General features: G+C 50.3%; 21 protein-coding genes. 9 read left to right on the plus strand and 12 right to left on the minus strand.

The window, feature by feature from the left end:
* Positions 1 to 306: 306 nt before the first annotated feature.
* The 3 genes from ACS603_RS21960 (at position 307) to bfr (ending at position 3,664) form a co-directional block, all read left to right on the plus strand.
* The gene (locus ACS603_RS21960) at positions 307 to 2,730 is read left to right on the plus strand and encodes a carbohydrate-binding protein (protein WP_474944930.1); all 2,424 of its coding nucleotides are present in this window, start codon (positions 307 to 309) and stop codon (positions 2,728 to 2,730) included.
* Between the two features lie 190 nt (positions 2,731 to 2,920).
* On the plus strand, positions 2,921 to 3,115 hold the full coding sequence (gene bfd, locus ACS603_RS21965; protein WP_182062763.1) for a bacterioferritin-associated ferredoxin: 195 nt from the start codon (positions 2,921 to 2,923) through the stop codon (positions 3,113 to 3,115).
* A gap of 72 nt (positions 3,116 to 3,187) precedes the next feature.
* On the plus strand, positions 3,188 to 3,664 hold the full coding sequence (gene bfr / locus ACS603_RS21970; RefSeq protein ID WP_182062762.1) for a bacterioferritin: 477 nt from the start codon (positions 3,188 to 3,190) through the stop codon (positions 3,662 to 3,664).
* A 2-nt stretch (positions 3,665 to 3,666) separates the two neighbouring features.
* Here bfr and ACS603_RS21975 read toward each other — a convergent pair whose 3' ends face one another.
* Genes ACS603_RS21975 through gspC form a run of 12 tightly spaced genes read right to left on the minus strand, consistent with a single transcriptional unit; the run spans position 3,667 to position 14,242 of the window.
* On the minus strand, positions 3,667 to 4,446 hold the full coding sequence (locus ACS603_RS21975) for a prepilin peptidase (protein ID WP_446491626.1): 780 nt from the start codon (positions 4,444 to 4,446) through the stop codon (positions 3,667 to 3,669).
* On the minus strand, positions 4,439 to 4,921 hold the full coding sequence (gspM, locus tag ACS603_RS21980; RefSeq protein ID WP_315687044.1) for a type II secretion system protein GspM: 483 nt from the start codon (positions 4,919 to 4,921) through the stop codon (positions 4,439 to 4,441). The genes ACS603_RS21975 and gspM overlap by 8 nt, the downstream gene beginning before the upstream one ends.
* Complete coding sequence (gene gspL, locus ACS603_RS21985) at positions 4,914 to 6,065, minus strand: type II secretion system protein GspL (protein WP_474944931.1); 1,152 nt, start codon at positions 6,063 to 6,065, stop codon at positions 4,914 to 4,916. Before gspL ends, gspM begins: the two co-directional genes overlap by 8 nt.
* On the minus strand, positions 6,055 to 7,014 hold the full coding sequence (gene gspK / locus ACS603_RS21990; RefSeq protein WP_474944932.1) for a type II secretion system minor pseudopilin GspK: 960 nt from the start codon (positions 7,012 to 7,014) through the stop codon (positions 6,055 to 6,057). The genes gspL and gspK overlap by 11 nt, the downstream gene beginning before the upstream one ends.
* Positions 7,011 to 7,589 carry a PulJ/GspJ family protein gene (locus ACS603_RS21995; RefSeq protein WP_182062757.1) on the minus strand — a complete coding sequence of 193 codons (579 nt, stop codon included), beginning with the start codon at positions 7,587 to 7,589 and terminating at the stop codon, positions 7,011 to 7,013. Before ACS603_RS21995 ends, gspK begins: the two co-directional genes overlap by 4 nt.
* Entirely contained in the window at positions 7,582 to 7,950 is a 369-nt protein-coding gene (gene gspI / locus ACS603_RS22000; RefSeq protein WP_474944933.1) for a type II secretion system minor pseudopilin GspI, read from the minus strand. Before gspI ends, ACS603_RS21995 begins: the two co-directional genes overlap by 8 nt.
* Positions 7,947 to 8,447 carry a GspH/FimT family protein gene (locus tag ACS603_RS22005; RefSeq protein WP_315687040.1) on the minus strand — a complete coding sequence of 167 codons (501 nt, stop codon included), beginning with the start codon at positions 8,445 to 8,447 and terminating at the stop codon, positions 7,947 to 7,949. Before ACS603_RS22005 ends, gspI begins: the two co-directional genes overlap by 4 nt.
* A gap of 2 nt (positions 8,448 to 8,449) precedes the next feature.
* Entirely contained in the window at positions 8,450 to 8,893 is a 444-nt protein-coding gene (gene gspG / locus ACS603_RS22010) for a type II secretion system major pseudopilin GspG (protein WP_182062754.1), read from the minus strand.
* 9 nt (positions 8,894 to 8,902) lie between these two features.
* Positions 8,903 to 10,090 carry a type II secretion system inner membrane protein GspF gene (gspF, locus tag ACS603_RS22015; RefSeq protein ID WP_446491624.1) on the minus strand — a complete coding sequence of 396 codons (1,188 nt, stop codon included), beginning with the start codon at positions 10,088 to 10,090 and terminating at the stop codon, positions 8,903 to 8,905.
* Positions 10,087 to 11,562: a type II secretion system ATPase GspE gene (gspE, locus tag ACS603_RS22020; RefSeq protein ID WP_182062752.1), complete on the minus strand. Its 1,476-nt coding sequence runs from the start codon at positions 11,560 to 11,562 to the stop codon at positions 10,087 to 10,089. Before gspE ends, gspF begins: the two co-directional genes overlap by 4 nt.
* Positions 11,559 to 13,547 carry a type II secretion system secretin GspD gene (gspD, locus tag ACS603_RS22025; protein ID WP_182062751.1) on the minus strand — a complete coding sequence of 663 codons (1,989 nt, stop codon included), beginning with the start codon at positions 13,545 to 13,547 and terminating at the stop codon, positions 11,559 to 11,561. The genes gspE and gspD overlap by 4 nt, the downstream gene beginning before the upstream one ends.
* A complete protein-coding gene (gene gspC / locus ACS603_RS22030; protein ID WP_315687035.1) occupies positions 13,544 to 14,242 on the minus strand; it encodes a type II secretion system protein GspC in 699 nt (232 codons plus the stop codon). The genes gspD and gspC overlap by 4 nt, the downstream gene beginning before the upstream one ends.
* A gap of 259 nt (positions 14,243 to 14,501) precedes the next feature.
* Between gspC and ACS603_RS22035 the strand changes: the two genes are divergently transcribed.
* The 6 genes from ACS603_RS22035 (at position 14,502) to rplW (ending at position 18,473) form a co-directional block, all read left to right on the plus strand.
* Positions 14,502 to 15,968 carry a peptidoglycan-binding domain-containing protein gene (locus ACS603_RS22035; RefSeq protein WP_474944934.1) on the plus strand — a complete coding sequence of 489 codons (1,467 nt, stop codon included), beginning with the start codon at positions 14,502 to 14,504 and terminating at the stop codon, positions 15,966 to 15,968.
* A 201-nt stretch (positions 15,969 to 16,169) separates the two neighbouring features.
* A complete protein-coding gene (locus ACS603_RS22040; protein ID WP_474944935.1) occupies positions 16,170 to 16,340 on the plus strand; it encodes a hypothetical protein in 171 nt (56 codons plus the stop codon).
* Between the two features lie 244 nt (positions 16,341 to 16,584).
* Complete coding sequence (gene rpsJ, locus ACS603_RS22045) at positions 16,585 to 16,896, plus strand: 30S ribosomal protein S10 (RefSeq protein ID WP_001181005.1); 312 nt, start codon at positions 16,585 to 16,587, stop codon at positions 16,894 to 16,896.
* A gap of 32 nt (positions 16,897 to 16,928) precedes the next feature.
* A complete protein-coding gene (rplC, locus tag ACS603_RS22050) occupies positions 16,929 to 17,558 on the plus strand; it encodes a 50S ribosomal protein L3 (RefSeq protein ID WP_006178923.1) in 630 nt (209 codons plus the stop codon).
* A 10-nt stretch (positions 17,559 to 17,568) separates the two neighbouring features.
* Complete coding sequence (gene rplD / locus ACS603_RS22055) at positions 17,569 to 18,174, plus strand: 50S ribosomal protein L4 (RefSeq protein WP_003031119.1); 606 nt, start codon at positions 17,569 to 17,571, stop codon at positions 18,172 to 18,174.
* Positions 18,171 to 18,473 carry a 50S ribosomal protein L23 gene (rplW, locus tag ACS603_RS22060; RefSeq protein ID WP_180244417.1) on the plus strand — a complete coding sequence of 101 codons (303 nt, stop codon included), beginning with the start codon at positions 18,171 to 18,173 and terminating at the stop codon, positions 18,471 to 18,473. The genes rplD and rplW overlap by 4 nt, the downstream gene beginning before the upstream one ends.
* Positions 18,474 to 18,483: the final 10 nt, after the last annotated feature.

An 18,483-nucleotide genomic window follows, 5' to 3' on the forward strand; every position in this document is an offset into this window, starting at 1 on the left:
TACCGTTGGCGCGGGCGTTGTTGCTAAAGTTCTGGGCTAATTATACGTTTTAATTAACGTTTTAGTCTTAAAAACCCCGAATTTATTCGGGGTTTTTTTATTTTTACTTAATAATAAAATTAATATAAATAAAATAAGCCTGGATTAATTTGATATTAAGTTGACTGATCGGATGAGCTTTCTTATTTCTTAAAACAATTCAGGGTCAATGTTAATAATTGAACTCACTGTTTGTTGGTTCTATCTTACGGCTTATTACATGTCAATGTAATAACCTAATGAATTAACACAAAAGGATTGTTGATTATGAAATTGAATTTCGCGACAAAAACACTATTTTGCCTGGGGCTGACATGCACAGCCTTACCAGCATTTGCTCTGGAAGCCTGGAGCGGTCAGGAAGGTGGCAGTACGATTGAAGTTATTTTTGATGGTGGCGTTTATAATAATGCCTGGTGGGTTAGCGCTTCTGATTGCCCGGGCAATGCCGCTGACGATCAGGCGAGTAACCCATGGCGTTATGAGCGTGCTGCTACGGCAGCGGAAATGAGCCAGTATGGTAACCCTACTACCTGTGAAACCAGTGGCGGCACTGTAACCTATCCGGCATATGATAATAACGCTGAATATAAAGCAGGAGATATAGTCTCTTATAATAATGCGACCTATAAAACTGCCTCTTCACAGAGTGCCTATGGTTTTGTCCCAGGACAAGACAATCCGTGGGAAACATATTCCGCCGTTGCACAGTGGTCCTCTTCGACCACTTATAATAAAGGCGATAAAGTTCAGAAAAATGGTCAGGAATATGAAGCTCTGTTTTATACCCAGGGCGACGATCCTTCTATTGCAGCAAACCAAAACCCAACTGGCACGAATGGCCGTCCATGGAAACCGCTGGGTGCTGTAATCTCTTATACTCAGGACCAGCTTAATAAAGCTCCGCAGTACAGTGCTTCGACCGTGTACGAAAGCGGCACGCTGATTCGTTATAACGGTGGTAACTACGTCTCGCAGTCCAAAGTACAGAAAGTGTCTCCTTCAGATACTAACCCATGGCACGTATTTATCGACTGGACGGGCACCAAAGAAAAAGTTGGCACGCCGAAATCAGGCTGGCCTGCACATGTTTATGCCCCATATGTTGATTTTACCCTGAACTCACAGCCAGATCTGGCAAGCCTGGCGCAGAACCAGGGGGTAACCCATTTCACCATGGCGTTTGTGGTCAGCAAAGATGCCGAAACCTGTCTCCCGACCTGGGGGACGGCGTATAACATCAACGACTACGCGCAATACAGCAAAATCAAAGCACTGCGTGATGCTGGCGGCGACGTGATGGTGTCCATTGGTGGTGCGAATAACTCACCGCTGGCGGCATCCTGTAAGAATATCGACGATCTGAAACAGCATTACTACGATATTGTCGAGAACCTGAATCTGAACGTACTGGACTTCGATATCGAAGGCACCTGGGTTGCGGATCATGAATCCATCAACCGCCGTAACGAAGCGGTGAAAGCCGTTCAGGATACCTGGAAGTCAGAAGGCCGCAGCGTGGGTATCTGGTACACCCTGCCTATTCTGCCAACCGGTCTGACAGCTGAAGGTATTTACGTGCTGGAAGACGCGAAAGCTAAAGGTGTCGAGCTGGCGGGCGTGAACGTGATGGCAATGGACTACGGCAACAGTATCTGTCAGTCCGATGGTACTGAAGGCCAGAACATTCACGGTAAGTGCGCAACCTCTGCAATTGAAAACCTGTTCAGCCAGCTGAAGCAGATCTTTACCGATAAGACCGATGCTGAAATCAACGCGATGATGGGTACTACCCCGATGATCGGTTACAACGATGTTCAGGGTGAAGTGTTCTATCTGTCGGATGCAAATCTGGTGATGAAGGATGCCACCGATCGTGGTCTGGGTATGATTGGCGCCTGGTCTATGATGCGTGACCAGCCGGGTGTGGCTGGGCAGGTATCGCCAGAGCACAGCGGCTTAACCGCACAGCAGGCGCCGCAGTATGCGTTTAGTGAAGTATTTGCACCGTTTACAAAAGGCGATACTGGCGGAGATTTAGTTGGGGATGTGAAAGCCGTTTACTTAGATGTCCAGGACGGTCATCAATATGTGAACGTGAACTTTGATAGTAGCAAGTTAAGTGGTTCTAATAACTACCGCGTAGAAATTGACGGGAATTATAATTTCTCCACAGAGGGTCGTCAGAACTATTATAGCTTCCGCTGGGATTATGGCGAACAGTCAGCTTTACGCACCTACCCAGTGGACAATATCGTCCATGTTGGATCTGTTATTACGGTTAAACGGACAAACCCAAACCCTGAAGTATTGGCCACGCTGACCGTTACCGATGACATGTTGAAGGGTAGCAATCCGCTAGTAAGTAGTACCGATGTAACGTCTCTGGCGGTGAAAAAAGAAAATGGTAAGCCAATTACGTATGTCGGCTTTTTGGCAGATAAAGTTGCTGTAGGAACGAATAGCGCTTATGTCATTAAGGCGCAAGGTGGAGAAGTAAACGGCCGCTATCTGTTTAGCTGTGACAACGGATTATGCCACTATGCGTCATCATCGACGAAAGATGGAGTTACTACCGCAAGGCGCGAGGGGCCAACTCTTTCAGTGGGCGAAACGGTGATTGTACAGCGTATCACACCAAATCCTGCCACAATTGCGAAAATGCTTGTAACGGAAGATATGCTCAAGTAATACCAGAGCTAAGTTACTAATCTAAATAAGACCACCTACTATACTTGGATAGAGTAGGTGGTTTTTTTTAGATATAAAATAAAAAGTTATGCTTACACTACGTGCTTGAGCTTCGTCTTATTTATAGATTGAATTGTAATGATAACCATAATCATTTAATATCTAAGGTGTAAAGTATTCAGGAGCACTTATGTACATTTGTTTATGTAACGGTATCAGCGATAAAAAGATACGTCAGGCCGTACGCCAGTTTCATCCGCAGTCTTTTCAGCAATTGCGCAAGTTTATTCCCGTTGGAAATCAATGTGGTAAATGCACGCGTGCGGCACGAGAAGTTATGCAGGACGAGTTAATGCAAATGCCGGAATTTAAAGAAATCGCCTGAGTCACACTCTTTTTTTTGACATCCCTGTAGCCCGATCTACGCTTCAATGAGTGGAAGCGGAGGGACTATATAATGAAAGGTGATGTTAAGATCATAAATTATCTCAATAAATTATTGGGAAATGAGCTTGTCGCAATCAACCAGTATTTTCTCCATGCGAGAATGTTCAAAAACTGGGGCCTGAAACGCCTTAATGACGTTGAATATCATGAATCTATCGACGAGATGAAGCACGCTGATAAGTATATTGAGCGTATTCTCTTTCTCGAAGGTATCCCTAATCTTCAGGATCTTGGCAAACTTCGCATCGGCGAAGATGTTGAGGAAATGCTGCGTTCCGATCTGGCGCTTGAGTTAGAAGGGGCGAAAAACCTGCGTGAAGCTATCGCCTATGCCGACAGCGTCTTTGATTATGTTAGTCGTGACATGATGATTGAGATCCTGACAGATGAAGAGGGCCATATCGACTGGCTAGAGACCGAGCTGGATCTCATCGATAAACTCGGTATCCAGAACTATCTTCAGGCGCAGATCCGCGAAGAAGGATAGCCTTACAAAGTATGCCAGCAGAAGTAACCCCAGCCACATAATGCCAGCGCCGGACCGAAAGGTAGGGCGCCGGTGTAGCGCCCTTTCCGACGCCACAACAGTAGTCCATAGACAATCCCGACTAAGGATGCGGTGTAAAGTATTACCGGAAGACTTTGCCACCCGGTCCAGGCACCGGTTGCAGCAAGCAGTTTAAAATCCCCAAATCCCATCCCTTCTTTATGCCATATAAGCCAGATTATCCAGTAAATCATCCACAGCAGAAGATATCCGGCTACGGCTCCCAGGATGGCATCTTCGCAAGATACGATCCCCGACAAGACATTAAATAACAGCCCGAGCCAAAGCAAGGGCAGGGTCAGTAGGTCAGGCAGTAATAAATGCCGGAAATCAATGACACTAAGGGCCAGAGCGAACCAGAAATAGAGAAAGAGCCCCAGCGCCAACACCAGTGCGTCAGGGTGAAGGATGTAGCAAAGCACCGCCATGATTGCACTACTGATTTCGAGAACAGGATATCGCCACGAAACGTGCAGGCCGCAATAGCGACACTTCCCTTTCAGGCGCAACCAGCTAAACACAGGGATATTGTCATACCAGGCCAGCGGGGTTTTGCAGTGACAGCAGTGTGAAGGCGGTAGCCATAAATTACAGCGGAAGGACGTATCATCAGGCTGATATTGCTGTAAAACCATTAATGGGAGCCGCCAGGTGACCATTCCCATCGTACTTCCCGCCGCCAGACCGATGATGAGAAACAGTACGACTAATTCGTTATCCATTCTTTTTCACCCCAATAGTCAGGCGTGTCAGTGTGATAATCCCGGAGGATTGTTTGCTGGCATGAAACTCCACGGCTACAACGCGCAGCCCGTGTTTTAATTGCGCCTCTTCCAGCCACTGCATAAAGCGTTCTATGCTGACGTTGCTGGCGGTGATCTCCAGTTCACTGGCATTGACCTGCTGGATCGTTGCGAATACGCCGGCTTTTTTCAGGCTGCCCCTGATGAGCTCATCCGGTTTTCCCGACAGTTTTTTGTCGGGCAGGAGGCCCGCAGCACTAACCTGTTCGCTGAGCCACACCGTCTCTCTTTGTAATCTTTCACACCGGGTCTGAAGTGTCGCAATGGCCTGCCCGAGTGGATGGTAAAGACCAAACCAGAAAAAAAGGCTCAGGGTACATGCGCACAAGACGATGATGAATCGTTGCTCATGAAGGCTTTTTTGCCGGAATTTGTCCCGCGTGTGTTTAATCATTGCTGAGTGTCCACAGTCCCTGTTCGTGTTTGCCGATCTTCAATGAAAAGCCTGCTATGCCCTGTTTTATAAACTGCTGTACCTGGCTCTCATCGCTGGCATAGAGATACAGCTGTAATGATTTTTTCTGTGAGTTATAGCTCACCCCTTCCAGCGCCAGGCCTGGGAAAGAGGCAAGACCTGACTGTATTTGTAGCAGGAGAGCGAAAGGCGCCGGAGAGTGTTGTTGCAATTGCTTTGGCAGCCAGACGCGCACGTTACTGCTGTGTCGGTTTTCCGGAATATAGCGTTGCCATTGCTGTGCCAGAGTATTCCTGAGTTGTTTTTCCAGTCCAAGAAGTTGCCAGTAGCAGGCCCCCTGGATAAGTAGCGCGATACCTGCGGCCAGGGCAATACTGCAAAGTGAGACGGACTTTAGTCGCCCAGTCCACGGGGAAAGCTGTGCGGGAGGACAAATGCCATCGTGCAACAGATTGGGCAACTCTGTATCCGCAAAATGCGCCATGATGTGGCATTCTGATTTTACCAATGTGCCCTGGTGTGGTCCCGGCAGCGCGCCATAATGGGTTAACTGCTGGGGAGGGAAGTGCGTCAATAGGTGGAGAAGCCACGTTTCTGTCAGACGAGATACAACTCCCTCCTGTGTTCTGACAAGCCAGGCGTCATCGTCTTTCAACACTGTCCAACCGTTCTCTGATGCCGGTAAGCAGAGGGCGTCAATGGTCGCGTGTACAATGTTCAGGCCCGCTGAACTGAGCATCTTCAGCTCTGCATCTAGCCATGCCTTTTCTATGCCTGCGACAACGAGGCGTGTTCCCTGGCGAGACAGCAACGTCCAGTGAAGGGTGGGGGCATCCTCATCGAGTGTGTCATCGGCAAGCCAGTGCAACTTCTGATCGGTCAGTTCGTAGTTTTCATCAGGGATCACCAGGGTTCTGCACGTTGCTTTTTCAACCGGAACAAGGAGTTGGGTTTGCCGGGCTGCGGGCAGGGCAGCCAGTTCAGTGAGATTTTCACGTGGCAACCTTTGAACGTCTTTGCAGCAATCGTCTTGATATATGGCCCATTCCACAGGATCCTCTGTCTGTTTATGCAGGCGAACGATCAGTCTGGGCGCGGGCAGAGAGGTTGTTTTACTCTTCATGTTCGCCATCCGTGAGTTGGCGTAAATAGAGCCCAATTGTTTTCTTCTTGTCGTCATAATAGAAAAATGTTCGCATACCCGAAGTCAGCTCACCTTCATGAGCGGTGGATGTGACCAAAAAATAGTGGCTATTGGTCGTCAGATACTTTTTCAGCTGATCCACTCGTGGTTTAACCGCGCTGTAATCCTGCTGGGCCTGATAGAGAAAGGCATCGACTGTTTTCCACCCCTTTTCGGGGCGCTTTTTGAGCAATGCCCTGGCATCTGACGTACTGATATCGTTAAGAAAAATAGCGGCAAGAAGCGGTGCCTGCGCCGCGGTGAGACTATTGATATTGATGGATAAATCGTTGCTGAATGCGGTACAAATTAACGGGGCGAGTTTCTCGTAAATCGTGTGGGTCATGCCTTTTAATGTGCGGATCTCTGTGGGCAAAAAGAGCATCTGATTTGCGGTCAGATGCTGAATGCCGTCTCGTTGGTAATACTCATCTTCTGCCCCTTTGCTCCGTGGAGAGGTATCGATGTCTATGTCATCCGCCACAGACTGGATAATCTCTTCTGCGCGACCTTTATCGACACCGAGTTTATCGAGCAGAGCTGCAAATACGCTGATCTCATAGGGCATAGAGGCCAGAGGTGCGGCTGGCGTGTTTTCCAGCGCATTCAGATTAAAGCAGTTTTGCATATCGTCAGTGCGCCAGCGTACCCTTGTGTTGTCACCCAGTTCCGCCATCCCTGCCAGGCGTTCATCATCATGTTTTACTACGCCGGAGGTGGCTTCACTTTCGGCATACAGCAGGGCGTATTTTGCCTGCAATGTGTCGCTGGTACGTCTGCTGCGCTGGAGCTGAGTCTGAAAACTCAGGGTCATTTCGGCCGCCAGTGCAGCCATCAACGCCAGAATCATCAGCACGATAAGCAGCGCTGCCCCTCTCTGTGTTTTCATTTGCTGGCCCCATCAGTGCGGGGCGTTTGTTTCTCTGGGATCCACCCGGGCAGAATAAACAGACGATGAATGGTCTGCTGGTTTTCCTGCTCCAGGGTTATGGAAACGGTGGTGGATAGATTGTTGCCCTCTGCGAGCGCCAGTGCGGCATTAAAATGAGTAATGCCGGATAACAGCGGGCGTGGCGTCTTATCCTCCTTGTCATCTGGCGCGTATTTCACCGCGCGATAGAGCGTTCCGTCCTGAACATACCAGTGGACCGTTGCCAGTACCGTTGCGGTGTCGAAAGGCAGCGCGGCATCTCGTGTCTGGGTGGTGAAAACCACATCATCCGAACTGCTTGTAAATGTCTGGTTAGTCTGACGATTTTTTCTGGGAACGAATTGCGTCAGGTCATTTTCAAGCAGCAACAGGGAGTATTGTAAGGCATGGAAATCGTTGGCAATTTTTTGCGCGCGCTGGTGCTGTTCTGATGCCTGGGAAAAGACAATCGTCGCCATAAAACTGAGCGCTGAGAAAATCGCGACCGCCAGCATCACTTCAAGAAGGGTAAAACCGTGCTGCCTGTTAATCATGCTTTTCCCCTTGCTCCCCGGATACCGAAGCCCAGTCGTTGAGGATTAGTGAACGCCCTCCCGGGGATACTACGGTGATGCTGCTGCGCGTAAACAATCCCGGGGTTTGCGAGCGCCCGGAGAATTGCCAGGCAAAGGTCATGTTTAACTGTGATGACTGCCCGGTCTTCAATGCGTCCTGGCCACAATGCGCTTTAATCAGCTGATTATCCGCAACCCACCGTGCAAGCATCTCTTGTTTCAGGGTATCCAGCGCTGAGAGCTGCCATTGCATACTGCTGGCTAACCCCGTAACCGCCGTGGCAAAAATGGCCAGTGCCAGCAATACCTCCAACAGGAGCATTCCACTCTGATTTTTCATTGCGGCTCCTTTACTGGCCTAATGTCCAGCGGCAGCGAACCGGCGCTGTGTATAAGCAGGATTTTTTCGCCATCATCTTTCCTGAACAGCAGGGTGAATGGCGTCATCTGGCCATCAGGCATAATAATAATTTGCGGTGAAGTGCCTTTCGTTGATGGGGTAATGTCCGGTGACTTCGCTCTTTCCCATTCACCGTGAAGCGGTAAGTTGTCGTGATTTGTGGCGGCTACCCATTGCCAGCCGGTACGTGTATCTATCTGCGGAAGGTAGAGTGCCCAACCCTCTTCAGACAGCCGTAAGGCAACGGCATGTTTTTCCAGCAGCGCAAGATCCACTGCGTATTCAACTGATTGCCTGAATGCATCGGCGCGCTGGCGTAGCTTTCCGCTCGTGCTCAGCCGATCGCTTTGCATGGCGGTTACCCCCGCAACCGCAGCTGCGAGAATGACCACCACCAGAAGCACTTCCAGCAAAGTGAATCCTTTTTGATGTGCCATGATTAGCGAGCTTTTTTGTCGTTATCCCAGTTGTTTACGTCGTCCGTTGTCCCCGCTTCACCGTCGGGCCCGACTGAGCTTAAGTCGATAGCACTGTGTTCGCCTGGGCTTACCAGAATGTAGTCATTACCCCACGGATCCGCGGGCAGGCGACGGATATAGCCACCGGGATTATAATTTTCAGCCAGCGGTGACAGCACAGGAGCTTCAACGAGAGCCTCCATTCCCTGTTCGGTCGTGGGGTAGCGATGGTTATCCAGCTTGTACATATCGAGCGCGTTTTCGAGAGCGGTAATGTCGCTGATGGCTTTTTGTCGATCCGCACGATCTTTGTTACCCATCAGGTTGGGTACCACCAGGCTGGCAAGAATGCCCAGAATCACAATGACCACCATAAGCTCCATCAAGGTAAAACCACGCTGTGTTCTTAATGTCTGTCGTTCCATAACCTTTCCTTAGTTCATCAATGAGTTAAGTTGTAATATCGGTTGCATGACCGCCACGACAATAAACAGCACGATGGCGGCCATGAGGACAATCAGTGCAGGTTCAAATATCGCCAGCGCCATCGTGATACGGTTTTGCAAATGAATTTCCTGGTTATCCGTCGCGCGCTGCATGAGCTCCCCCAACTGGCCACTTTTTTCCCCGGAGGCGATCATGTACAGCATCATGGGCGGGAAAATATGCGTCTTCCCAAGTGACTGGCTGACACTATTTCCCTGACGTACGCTTTCCGCGGCGTTGCACAGACGCTGGCGTATCTCTTGGTTCATCACCCCTTCAGCCGAAAGAGCCATTGCCTGAAGTAGTGGTACGCCGCTCACGTTGAGAATGCTGAGGGCGCGTAAATAGCGAGCGCTGTCGATGGCGCAAACCAGCCGAAAGCGAGTCAACAGACGATGAAAACGAAGCCGGTTTCCTTCTCGCTTTAGCCAGCAGGAAAACAGGCCACCTAAGGTGATGAATAACAGCAACAGCCAGGGCCCCTGCGCTGACAGAAAGTGGCTAATGGCGAGCAGCAGGCGGGTTGTGAGCGGGAGCTCGTGCCGGAGATGAATAAACTGTGCGGCAACTTTTGGCACAACAGCGGTGAGCAGGATAACCACCACCAGAATGGCAACCGTGGTGAGCAGGGAGGGGTAAATTAACGCCTGCGTGAGTTTGCTGCGCATACGCTGCCGGGCTTCATTAAAGTCAGCCAGTCTTTCCAGAACCGCGCCAGCCTGACCTACGGTTTCTCCGGCCTTAACAAGCGTGCAATAGACGGTATCAAACAGTCGAGGATGCAGTTGCATCGCGGCGGAAAGGGATTGCCCTTCCAGCACTGCCTGACGAAGTGCTCCGATAATACTGACAAGATTTTTACTCTCTTTTTGCTGCTGGATAGCGGCGAGCGCCTCATCCAGCGGCAGTGCAGCAGCCATCAGGGTAGCGAGCTGGCGCGTAAAAAGCGTGAGTTCTGCATGACTGACCCGTGCAGAAAACCGCCATAGTGTTGTCCTGTGGCGCTGCTGCTTTATGGACTGCGGCAGCAGTGACTGGCTTCGCAGCCGGGCTACCATCTCCCGCTCGCTTTCGGCCTCGCTCACGCCAGTGTGACGGTCGCCGTTATCATCGGTCGCTACCCAGCGAAATTTCATCCTTTGTGCTCCGTTGAAGCGTGCCCTTCGGCAGTGACGCGCAGTACCTCTTCCAGTGAGGTCAACCCTTGTGCGGCTACGCGCAGGCCATTTGCCAGTAAGCTGAAGTGATTACGGCGCTGAAGCTGCTCAAGCTGTTGTTCATTGATCTCTGCGTGTACGGCTTCGCGTATCTCTGGTGTCATCACTAACAGCTCATGAATGGCCAGACGTCCCTGATAGCCACTTTGTCGACAGGCGCTACATCCGCTGGCCTGCCAAAGTTGCGAAGCATCAATTCCTTGCGCCAGCAATAACTGCTGCTGTTGAAGCGTAACGGGATGAGCGGATTTGCACTGGTTACAGAGGCGTCTTAGCAGACGCTGTGCGATCACCCCGACCAGCGATGATGAGAGCAGGAATGATTCCGTACCCATATCACGCAGGCGAGTCACTGCGCCGCTGGCGCTGTTTGTATGCAGGGTGGAGAGGACAAGATGCCCGGTTAATGAGGCCTGTACGGCAATCCGCGCAGTTTCAGCATCGCGTATTTCCCCTACCATCACCACATCAGGATCCTGACGCAAAATGGCGCGTAACCCGCGGGCAAAGGACATATCCACGCGGCTATTAACCTGCGTCTGGCCGATCCCCTCCAGCTCATATTCGATGGGGTCTTCAACCGTGAGGACATTACGTTCCGGGCTATTGAGCGCGGAAAGGAGTGCGTAAAGAGTGGTACTTTTCCCTGAGCCGGTGGGACCCGTGACCAGAATAATGCCGTGGGGTAGGGCGATAAGATGTTTCAGATTGCGGATGTCATCGGCTGACATATCCAGCCTGTCGAGCGACAGGCGCAGGCTGGTTTTATCCAGCAGGCGTAAAACAACCCGTTCTCCGTGCTGTGAGGGCAGCGTGGAGACGCGCACATCGACGTTTCGATTGCCTATCTTTAGGGTTATCCGCCCATCCTGCGGCAGCCTTTTCTCTGCAATATCCAGCCGGGCCATAATTTTGATGCGCGAGACGAGTAGCGCGGCCAGCTTTTTATTTGGCTGAACCACTGGTCGCAATACCCCATCCACACGAAAGCGGATGCTCATCGTCTTTTCAAACACCTCAATATGAATGTCCGAGGCGTGTTCCTTAAGCGCTTCACTGAGTACGGCATTTATGAGTCTGATCACCGGCGCGTCTGACTGCTCGTTGAGCAGATCTTCATTCACGGGGATCTCATCGGAAAGGACGCTGAGGTCGTCCGAGTTGTTAATATCTTCAGCAATGAGCTGGGCTGACTCGCTATTTTGCTGGTAGAGAATCTCAAGCTTTTCTGTAAATTGCGCAGGGGTAAGCCGCGTAAAGTGAGTGCAGTGGGGGGCAGCAGAGGCTACTTCAAGCAGATGCTCAAGCGTGGCATTTTCTGCATAGAACAACTCCTGCTGCTGGAAGGCAACACCGACACGCTGCGCTTTTTTCCAGGAATAGGGTGTCATTTTGCGCGGTTTTCCCTGAACGGATTTTTGGCAGCAGGCGCCGCAGGGGCGTTATCAAATGCGCGGTCATCCAGTTCATCAATGTTGTCGACATTAATGAGCTTGTCATGCTGCTTATCACTGCGCTCCCTTTGCATATCCTTGAAACTGGTATATTTTTCCCGTGAGAGCGAGTGATATACGTCGTCGTCCCGAATGATGGTTGGGCGGATAAAGACCATCAGGTTACGTTTACTCTTTTCATTCGAGGTGTAGCGGAACAGCTGTCCAATCAACGGGATATCACCTAACAGAGGAACTTTCGAGACTTCCTGCTTACTGGCATCATCCATCAATCCGCCAAGCACAACGGTTTCCCCACTTTTTACCAGCACCGCATTCTGGATGGTGCGGGTGTTGAATGTGGGTCCCAGCGTGGAGGACGTTGTCGAAGAGTCGACGCTGGAAACCTCTTGCTCTATCTCCATTAAAACGGAGTCGCCCTCGTTGATTTGAGGGGTGACTTTCAGCTTCGTGCCGACGGTTTTACGCTCGACAGTGCTGTAAATGTTATCGGCTGCGGTGGTTTGGGAACCTGAGAGCACGGGAACGTCCTGGCCAACGTTGAACGCGGCTTCTTTGTTATCCAGCGTCACAATACTGGGCGTGGAGAGGATATCGTTTTTATTGTCAGTATTGAGAGCGGTCAGCAGTACTCCCCAGTCACCGTTGAAGAAGCCCGCCGCAAGACCGGTATAGCCACTGAAGAGATCGTACGCCGGGTTGTCGCTGGTGATACCACCCTGAGACTTAAACTCATGGATGCCCTGCGCCGCATTAAAGATGGGTAAGCCGGTTCTGGTAAACTGTTGCACACCAACATTTTTGTTCGCCCACTGCACACCCAGGTTAAGACCTCTGCCATCCTGAACTTCCACAATGATTGCTTCGACCAGAACCTGAGCCCGACGAATATCCAGCTTTGAGATAACATCGCTCAGTTGTTGCAGAATGCCCTGGTCCGCGGTAACCACCAGTGAGTTGGTCTGTTCATCGGCCGTTATTGAGATATCGTTACCGTTGCTATTGTTGGTGGTTTTGGATGATCCCGCTTTTTCATCTTTTAATTTTTGTGTGACGCCCGTCAGCACCTCAACGAGTTTGTCCGCTTTGGCATATTTCAAATACCAGACGCGGGTATTGCCTTGGCCCTGGTCTTGCGTATCGAGCCGCGCGATGAGCTGTAAAACGCGCGCGCGCGCGCGATCGGAACCGCTGACGATCAGCGAATTCGTTCTTTTGTCGGCAACGATGCGCGTCTGGAGCGTTGCCGGTTTCGCTTCTTTTCCGCTTTCCCGCGACAGGTCGGTGAGTACATCGGCCAGATCGCTGGCAGAGGCGTATTTCAGTGGGATGATTTGCTCTTTCTCATCACCCATTACATCGACGCGTTTTACAACCTCCAGAAGACGATTTACGGATGACGCTTTCCCGGTGATGATCAGCGCGTTTGAGGGTTCATAGTGCACAACGTTGCCCACGCTACTGCCGTCTAACATTTGCCGCAGCAGAGGAGAGAGCGCACGTGCGGGGACATTTTCCAGTGAGACAATACGTGTGACCAGCTCATCCCCTTTACCGGGCTGTGCGCCGCTGGTAATCCGACCAGGCAGGGTCTTTGCTTTTTCGGAGCGCACGACTTTCAGCAATCCGTTATCAAGACTGATGAGTGAAAAACCGTAAAGATCCAGTACGCTCAGGAAAAATTGATAATATTCTTCCTCGGTAAAGGTGTCTGAACTTCTTACAGAAATAGACGCCGTTACGTCAGGATCTATCAGAATGGTTTTCCCTATGTTCTGGCCCACAATACTGACAAATGTTTGAATGTCCGCGCCATTAAAGTTAGCGGTGTAATCTGCTGAAAATGCGGGTTTACCGGAAGTGACAAGTAACAATGCCAGCGAAAGGGCTTTCATTCGCTGGCCTGGAGAGGTCCCTTTCATCTGGTTTTATTTCCTTCCTGGAATTGTTCAACGGAAACAGTAATCCGTTGTGGTGATGCATTTCGCAATAAGGTGAATTGCACCCTTTGTAGCGTTTCAAGTGACGCCTGTGCTTTCTTGATATTAACTGGCTGTTTTAAGGACAGGTTATTGAGCATGATGGCGATATCACCCGGCTCAAGACCAGCATGAGAAAACAACGCTGCATTATCCCGCGGAAGCAGGCGTAAACCCTGTAGAGTAGTTTTAGTGAACACGGGGCTGGCAGCAATAAAGTCTGACAATATCGCCTGAGACCGCGAAGCGGCCTTATCGACGCCTGCTGAAGATGCGGGGAGTTCTTCTAACAGATTGAGATGTTGGGTATGTCCTTCGGTGGAAAAAAATACCTGATTCGTTGTGATGTCGGAGACACGTGTAATCTTTGAGGAGTTCAGACGATCGCCGATAGCATAGGCAGTCTGTTCACCTCCTTCCAGCAGGATGGTACGGGAATGTAATTTATTGGTGCTGTAAATAATTCCACTCAACTGAATACCGGACAATGTGTCAGTTTCTTTTATGGTTAAGGTTGTCATTGCTGGGTTTTCTGTTGCCGAGCTTGATAGGTTCCATTTATATTTTTTGCTCGTTTTATTTATTTCATAAATGTTGTTGTGGTTTTTATTCGATGAACTGTATTTAGATATCTTCATAAATCCATTGTTTATTGAAATGAATATAGTTATAAAGCTTGTCAATATAATTAGCGCGTACAGCGTACGGGAAGAAAATGCGCTTCTTAGCGTGAGGGGTACAGTTATCATAAATTTATTATTAAGAATCTCTAAAGAGTAAATCTATTTCTTGTTAATGGTCGCGATAATATAATTGCTATCTGGTAAGCAGCAAGAAGTTTACAAGCAGGATGCTTATTTTAGGAAAAGAATAAATTTTGAGGCTAATACACTATTCATGGATGAACACATTCATTTCTATACTGCCCTGCGTCGCAGGATGCTGGACAGTCTGAGCACCACGCTGGCTCATGAACACTGGGTGGTGATGCAGGGTGTAACAGGCAGTGGCAAAAGCACACTGGCGCGTGGCGCTATCACCCACTGGCCTAATCGTGCTCTAACGATGAGCCCCACTAACAGTAAGGGCTATCAGTGGGAATGGACTGTGATTGCTGACACTGAAGTTTCGGGCAATTTAACCGGGAGGGCGTTTTCCAGCAATTCGCTCTGGCGTGAATTGTTGTGCGCTACCGACGCGATGCCAGACCACCCGCTTTTGCTGGTTCTTGAAGACAGCCATCGGGTACCAAAAGGCATTGTGGCCATAGTCGAGATGTTCATCGCACTTATGCCGCAAGCCCATCTTTTGATAACCGGCAATTTTTCCAATCGCCAACAACGTCAACTGCGTATAAACCATCCGGTATGGTTTCAGCTTCCTGGCGTGAAAGTAGATGACTACCGACAGGTATTCGCTTTTTATGCCGGTATTGAGCCAGGGGAGGGGAGGGCGTTTCCTGACAAATTCATCCGCGACATGATGAAACGCAGCCAGGGGAATCTGCATTTAGCCGCCCGGGCAGGCAGACGCTACCACGGGAGTGCACCATCGGGTGATGGTGCACATGATACTCTGCCGCTATCCAAGCAAGCCGATACCCTACGTTGTCTGCCAGCACCCCGGCGGGGAGGACGACTGTGGCTGGCATTGTTCCTGGTGGCGATCGTGTCGGGCAGCGCGGGTGGGTATTTTGCGCAACCACTTTCACGCGGGTTTCCTTCTCCTGCAAGGTGGATTACTGCGACAAAGAGTCCGGTGAAACCGCCGGCGCTGACATCCGGGATTTTGTCTGCCAGGGGATCACTCGCATTACTCTATAGCGTCTGGGGTTATGAAGTGGATCAAGGAGAAGCCTGGTGCGATCAGGCATTCCGGGCAGGAATGGCGTGTGTGTCCGGAACCGATACGTTGGCATCGTTGATGGCTCAGGGGCTGCCCTGGATCGCCGCACTGGAGATAGATAATACGCACATCCCGGTTGTTATCATCGGGGGAGGGGGCGATTCGCTCGTTGCGTTGTCGGGGGAAAAAACCTGGGTTCTGAATAAAGCATGGTTCAGCAGCGTCTGGAAGGGGAGCTATACCCTGATGTGGAAGCCATCTCCTGACGGCAATGGGAGCATTTCAAAGAAGAGCAGCGCCGATGATATTGTGTGGCTAGATACGATGCTTAGCCGCGTGCTTAACGTTGATGCCGAAGAGAGCGGCGAGTGGAGTCCAGTGCTGATTGAAAAAATTCGCCAGTTTCAAAGGCAAAACAAAATTAAGGCTGATGGCGTGATGGGGCGAATTTCGCTTATCAGGCTGTGGCAGGCACTGGGAGAAAGCCCGAAAATAACCTCTGATGGAGGAAAAGCATGAGTACGAAACGGGGTGACACCCCGAACGTAAACGAAGGCTTTATCAGACCTGATATGCCGGTTACACCTGGGCGGTGTTTACTGCATTTGTTGTGTTGGCTGGTGTATATCATGGGATGCACCCTGGCGGGCTGCTTTATCTATCTCTGGATTTCTCAAACCACGGGGTCTGAACCAGCGCCCCTGAACTATCGCCTGTCAGATGAACACTATATATAAGAAGAAACCTTTACCGCTGCCACAAGAGAGCGTAACAGAAGAGACTGTCTGGGAGGGTGATAGTGGAGAGCAACCAGCGCCAGAAAATTTCACTGAACAGGCCGAACTCAAAGCGCGGGTGAAGCAGGCTATGGCCGATATCGAACAGCAATGAGTACACCTTAATAAAGGTTGGTTATTATCGACACAGTTGACTTGCATTAAGTCTGTAAATACGTATAATGCGCGGGCTTGTCGTAATTGACGGCTGGTTCAATCTGAACCGGAGTAACTAATTTTGTTACTCAACAATGCTCCCAATCGGGGAGCTACGTAAGAACGGTTACACTCTCCCATCAATCGTAATGGGTTTGAGGAGTAATCATTTTCGTTTATAAAATAATTGGAGCTCTGGTCTCATGCAGAACCAAAGAATCCGTATCCGCCTTAAAGCGTTTGATCATCGTCTGATCGATCAATCAACCGCGGAAATCGTCGAGACTGCTAAGCGCACTGGTGCGCAAGTCCGTGGTCCGATCCCGCTGCCGACCCGCAAAGAGCGCTTCACCGTTCTGATCTCCCCGCACGTCAACAAAGACGCGCGTGATCAGTACGAAATCCGCACTCACAAGCGTCTGGTTGACATCGTTGAGCCAACTGAGAAAACCGTTGATGCTCTGATGCGTCTGGATCTGGCTGCCGGTGTAGACGTGCAGATCAGCCTGGGTTAATCAGGTCATCGAGCGATTGAGAGGTTGATACAATGATTGGTTTAGTCGGTAAAAAAGTGGGTATGACCCGCATCTTCACTGAAGATGGCGTTTCAATCCCAGTAACCGTAATCGAAGTTGAAGCAAACCGCGTTACTCAGGTTAAAGATCTGGCTAACGATGGCTACCGCGCTGTTCAGGTTACCACTGGTGCTAAAAAAGCTAACCGTGTAACCAAACCAGAAGCGGGTCACTTCGCTAAAGCTGGCGTTGAAGCTGGCCGTGGTCTGTGGGAATTCCGTCTTGCTGAAGGCGAAGAGTTCACCGTAGGTCAGGACATTAGCGTTGAGCTGTTTGCTGACGTTAAAAAAGTTGACGTAACCGGTACCTCTAAAGGTAAAGGTTTTGCTGGTACCGTTAAGCGCTGGAACTTCCGTACCCAGGACGCTACTCACGGTAACTCCTTGTCTCACCGCGTTCCGGGTTCTATCGGTCAGAACCAGACTCCGGGCAAAGTGTTCAAAGGCAAGAAAATGGCAGGTCAGCTGGGTAACGAACGTGTAACCGTTCAGAGCCTGGACGTAGTACGTGTTGACGCTGAGCGCAACCTGCTGCTGGTTAAAGGTGCAGTTCCGGGTGCAACCGGTAGCGACCTGATCGTTAAACCAGCTGTGAAGGCGTAAGGGGATAGCAATGGAATTAGTATTGAAAGACGCGCAGAGCGCGCTGACTGTTTCCGAAACTACCTTCGGTCGTGATTTCAACGAAGCGCTGGTTCACCAGGTTGTTGTTGCTTATGCAGCTGGTGCTCGTCAGGGTACTCGTGCTCAGAAGACTCGTGCTGAAGTAACTGGTTCTGGCAAAAAGCCATGGCGCCAGAAAGGTACCGGCCGTGCGCGTTCAGGTTCTATCAAGAGCCCGATCTGGCGTTCAGGTGGCGTGACCTTCGCTGCGCGTCCACAGGACCACAGTCAAAAAGTTAACAAAAAGATGTACCGCGGCGCGCTGAAAAGCATCCTGTCCGAACTGGTACGTCAGGATCGTCTGATCGTTGTCGAATCATTCTCTGTTGAAGCGCCTAAAACTAAGCTGCTGGCACAGAAACTGAAAGACATGGCTCTGGAAGATGTGCTGATCATCACCGGTGAGCTGGACGAGAACCTGTTCCTTGCTGCGCGTAACCTGCACAAGGTTGACGTACGTGATGCAACTGGTATCGACCCGGTTAGCCTGATCGCCTTCGACAAAGTCGTAATGACTGCTGATGCTGTTAAGCAAGTTGAGGAGATGCTGGCATGATTCGTGAAGAACGTCTGCTGAAGGTGCTGCGTGCACCGCACGTTTCTGAAAAAGCGTCTACTGCGATGGAAAAAACAAACACCATCGTTCTCAAAGTTGCTAAAGACGCGACCAAAGCAGAGATCAAAGCTGCTGTGCAGAAACTGTTTGAAGTCGAAGTCGAAGTCGTTAACACCCTGGTAGTTAAAGGGAAAGTTAAACGTCAAGGACAGCGTATCGGTCGTCGTAGCGACTGGAAAAAAGCTTACGTCACCCTGAAAGAAGGCCAGAATCTGGACTTCGTTGGCGGCGCTGAGTAAGTCGGAGGAG

The sequence above is a fragment of the Enterobacter sp. Li2LvB3 genome (genome assembly GCF_056156645.1).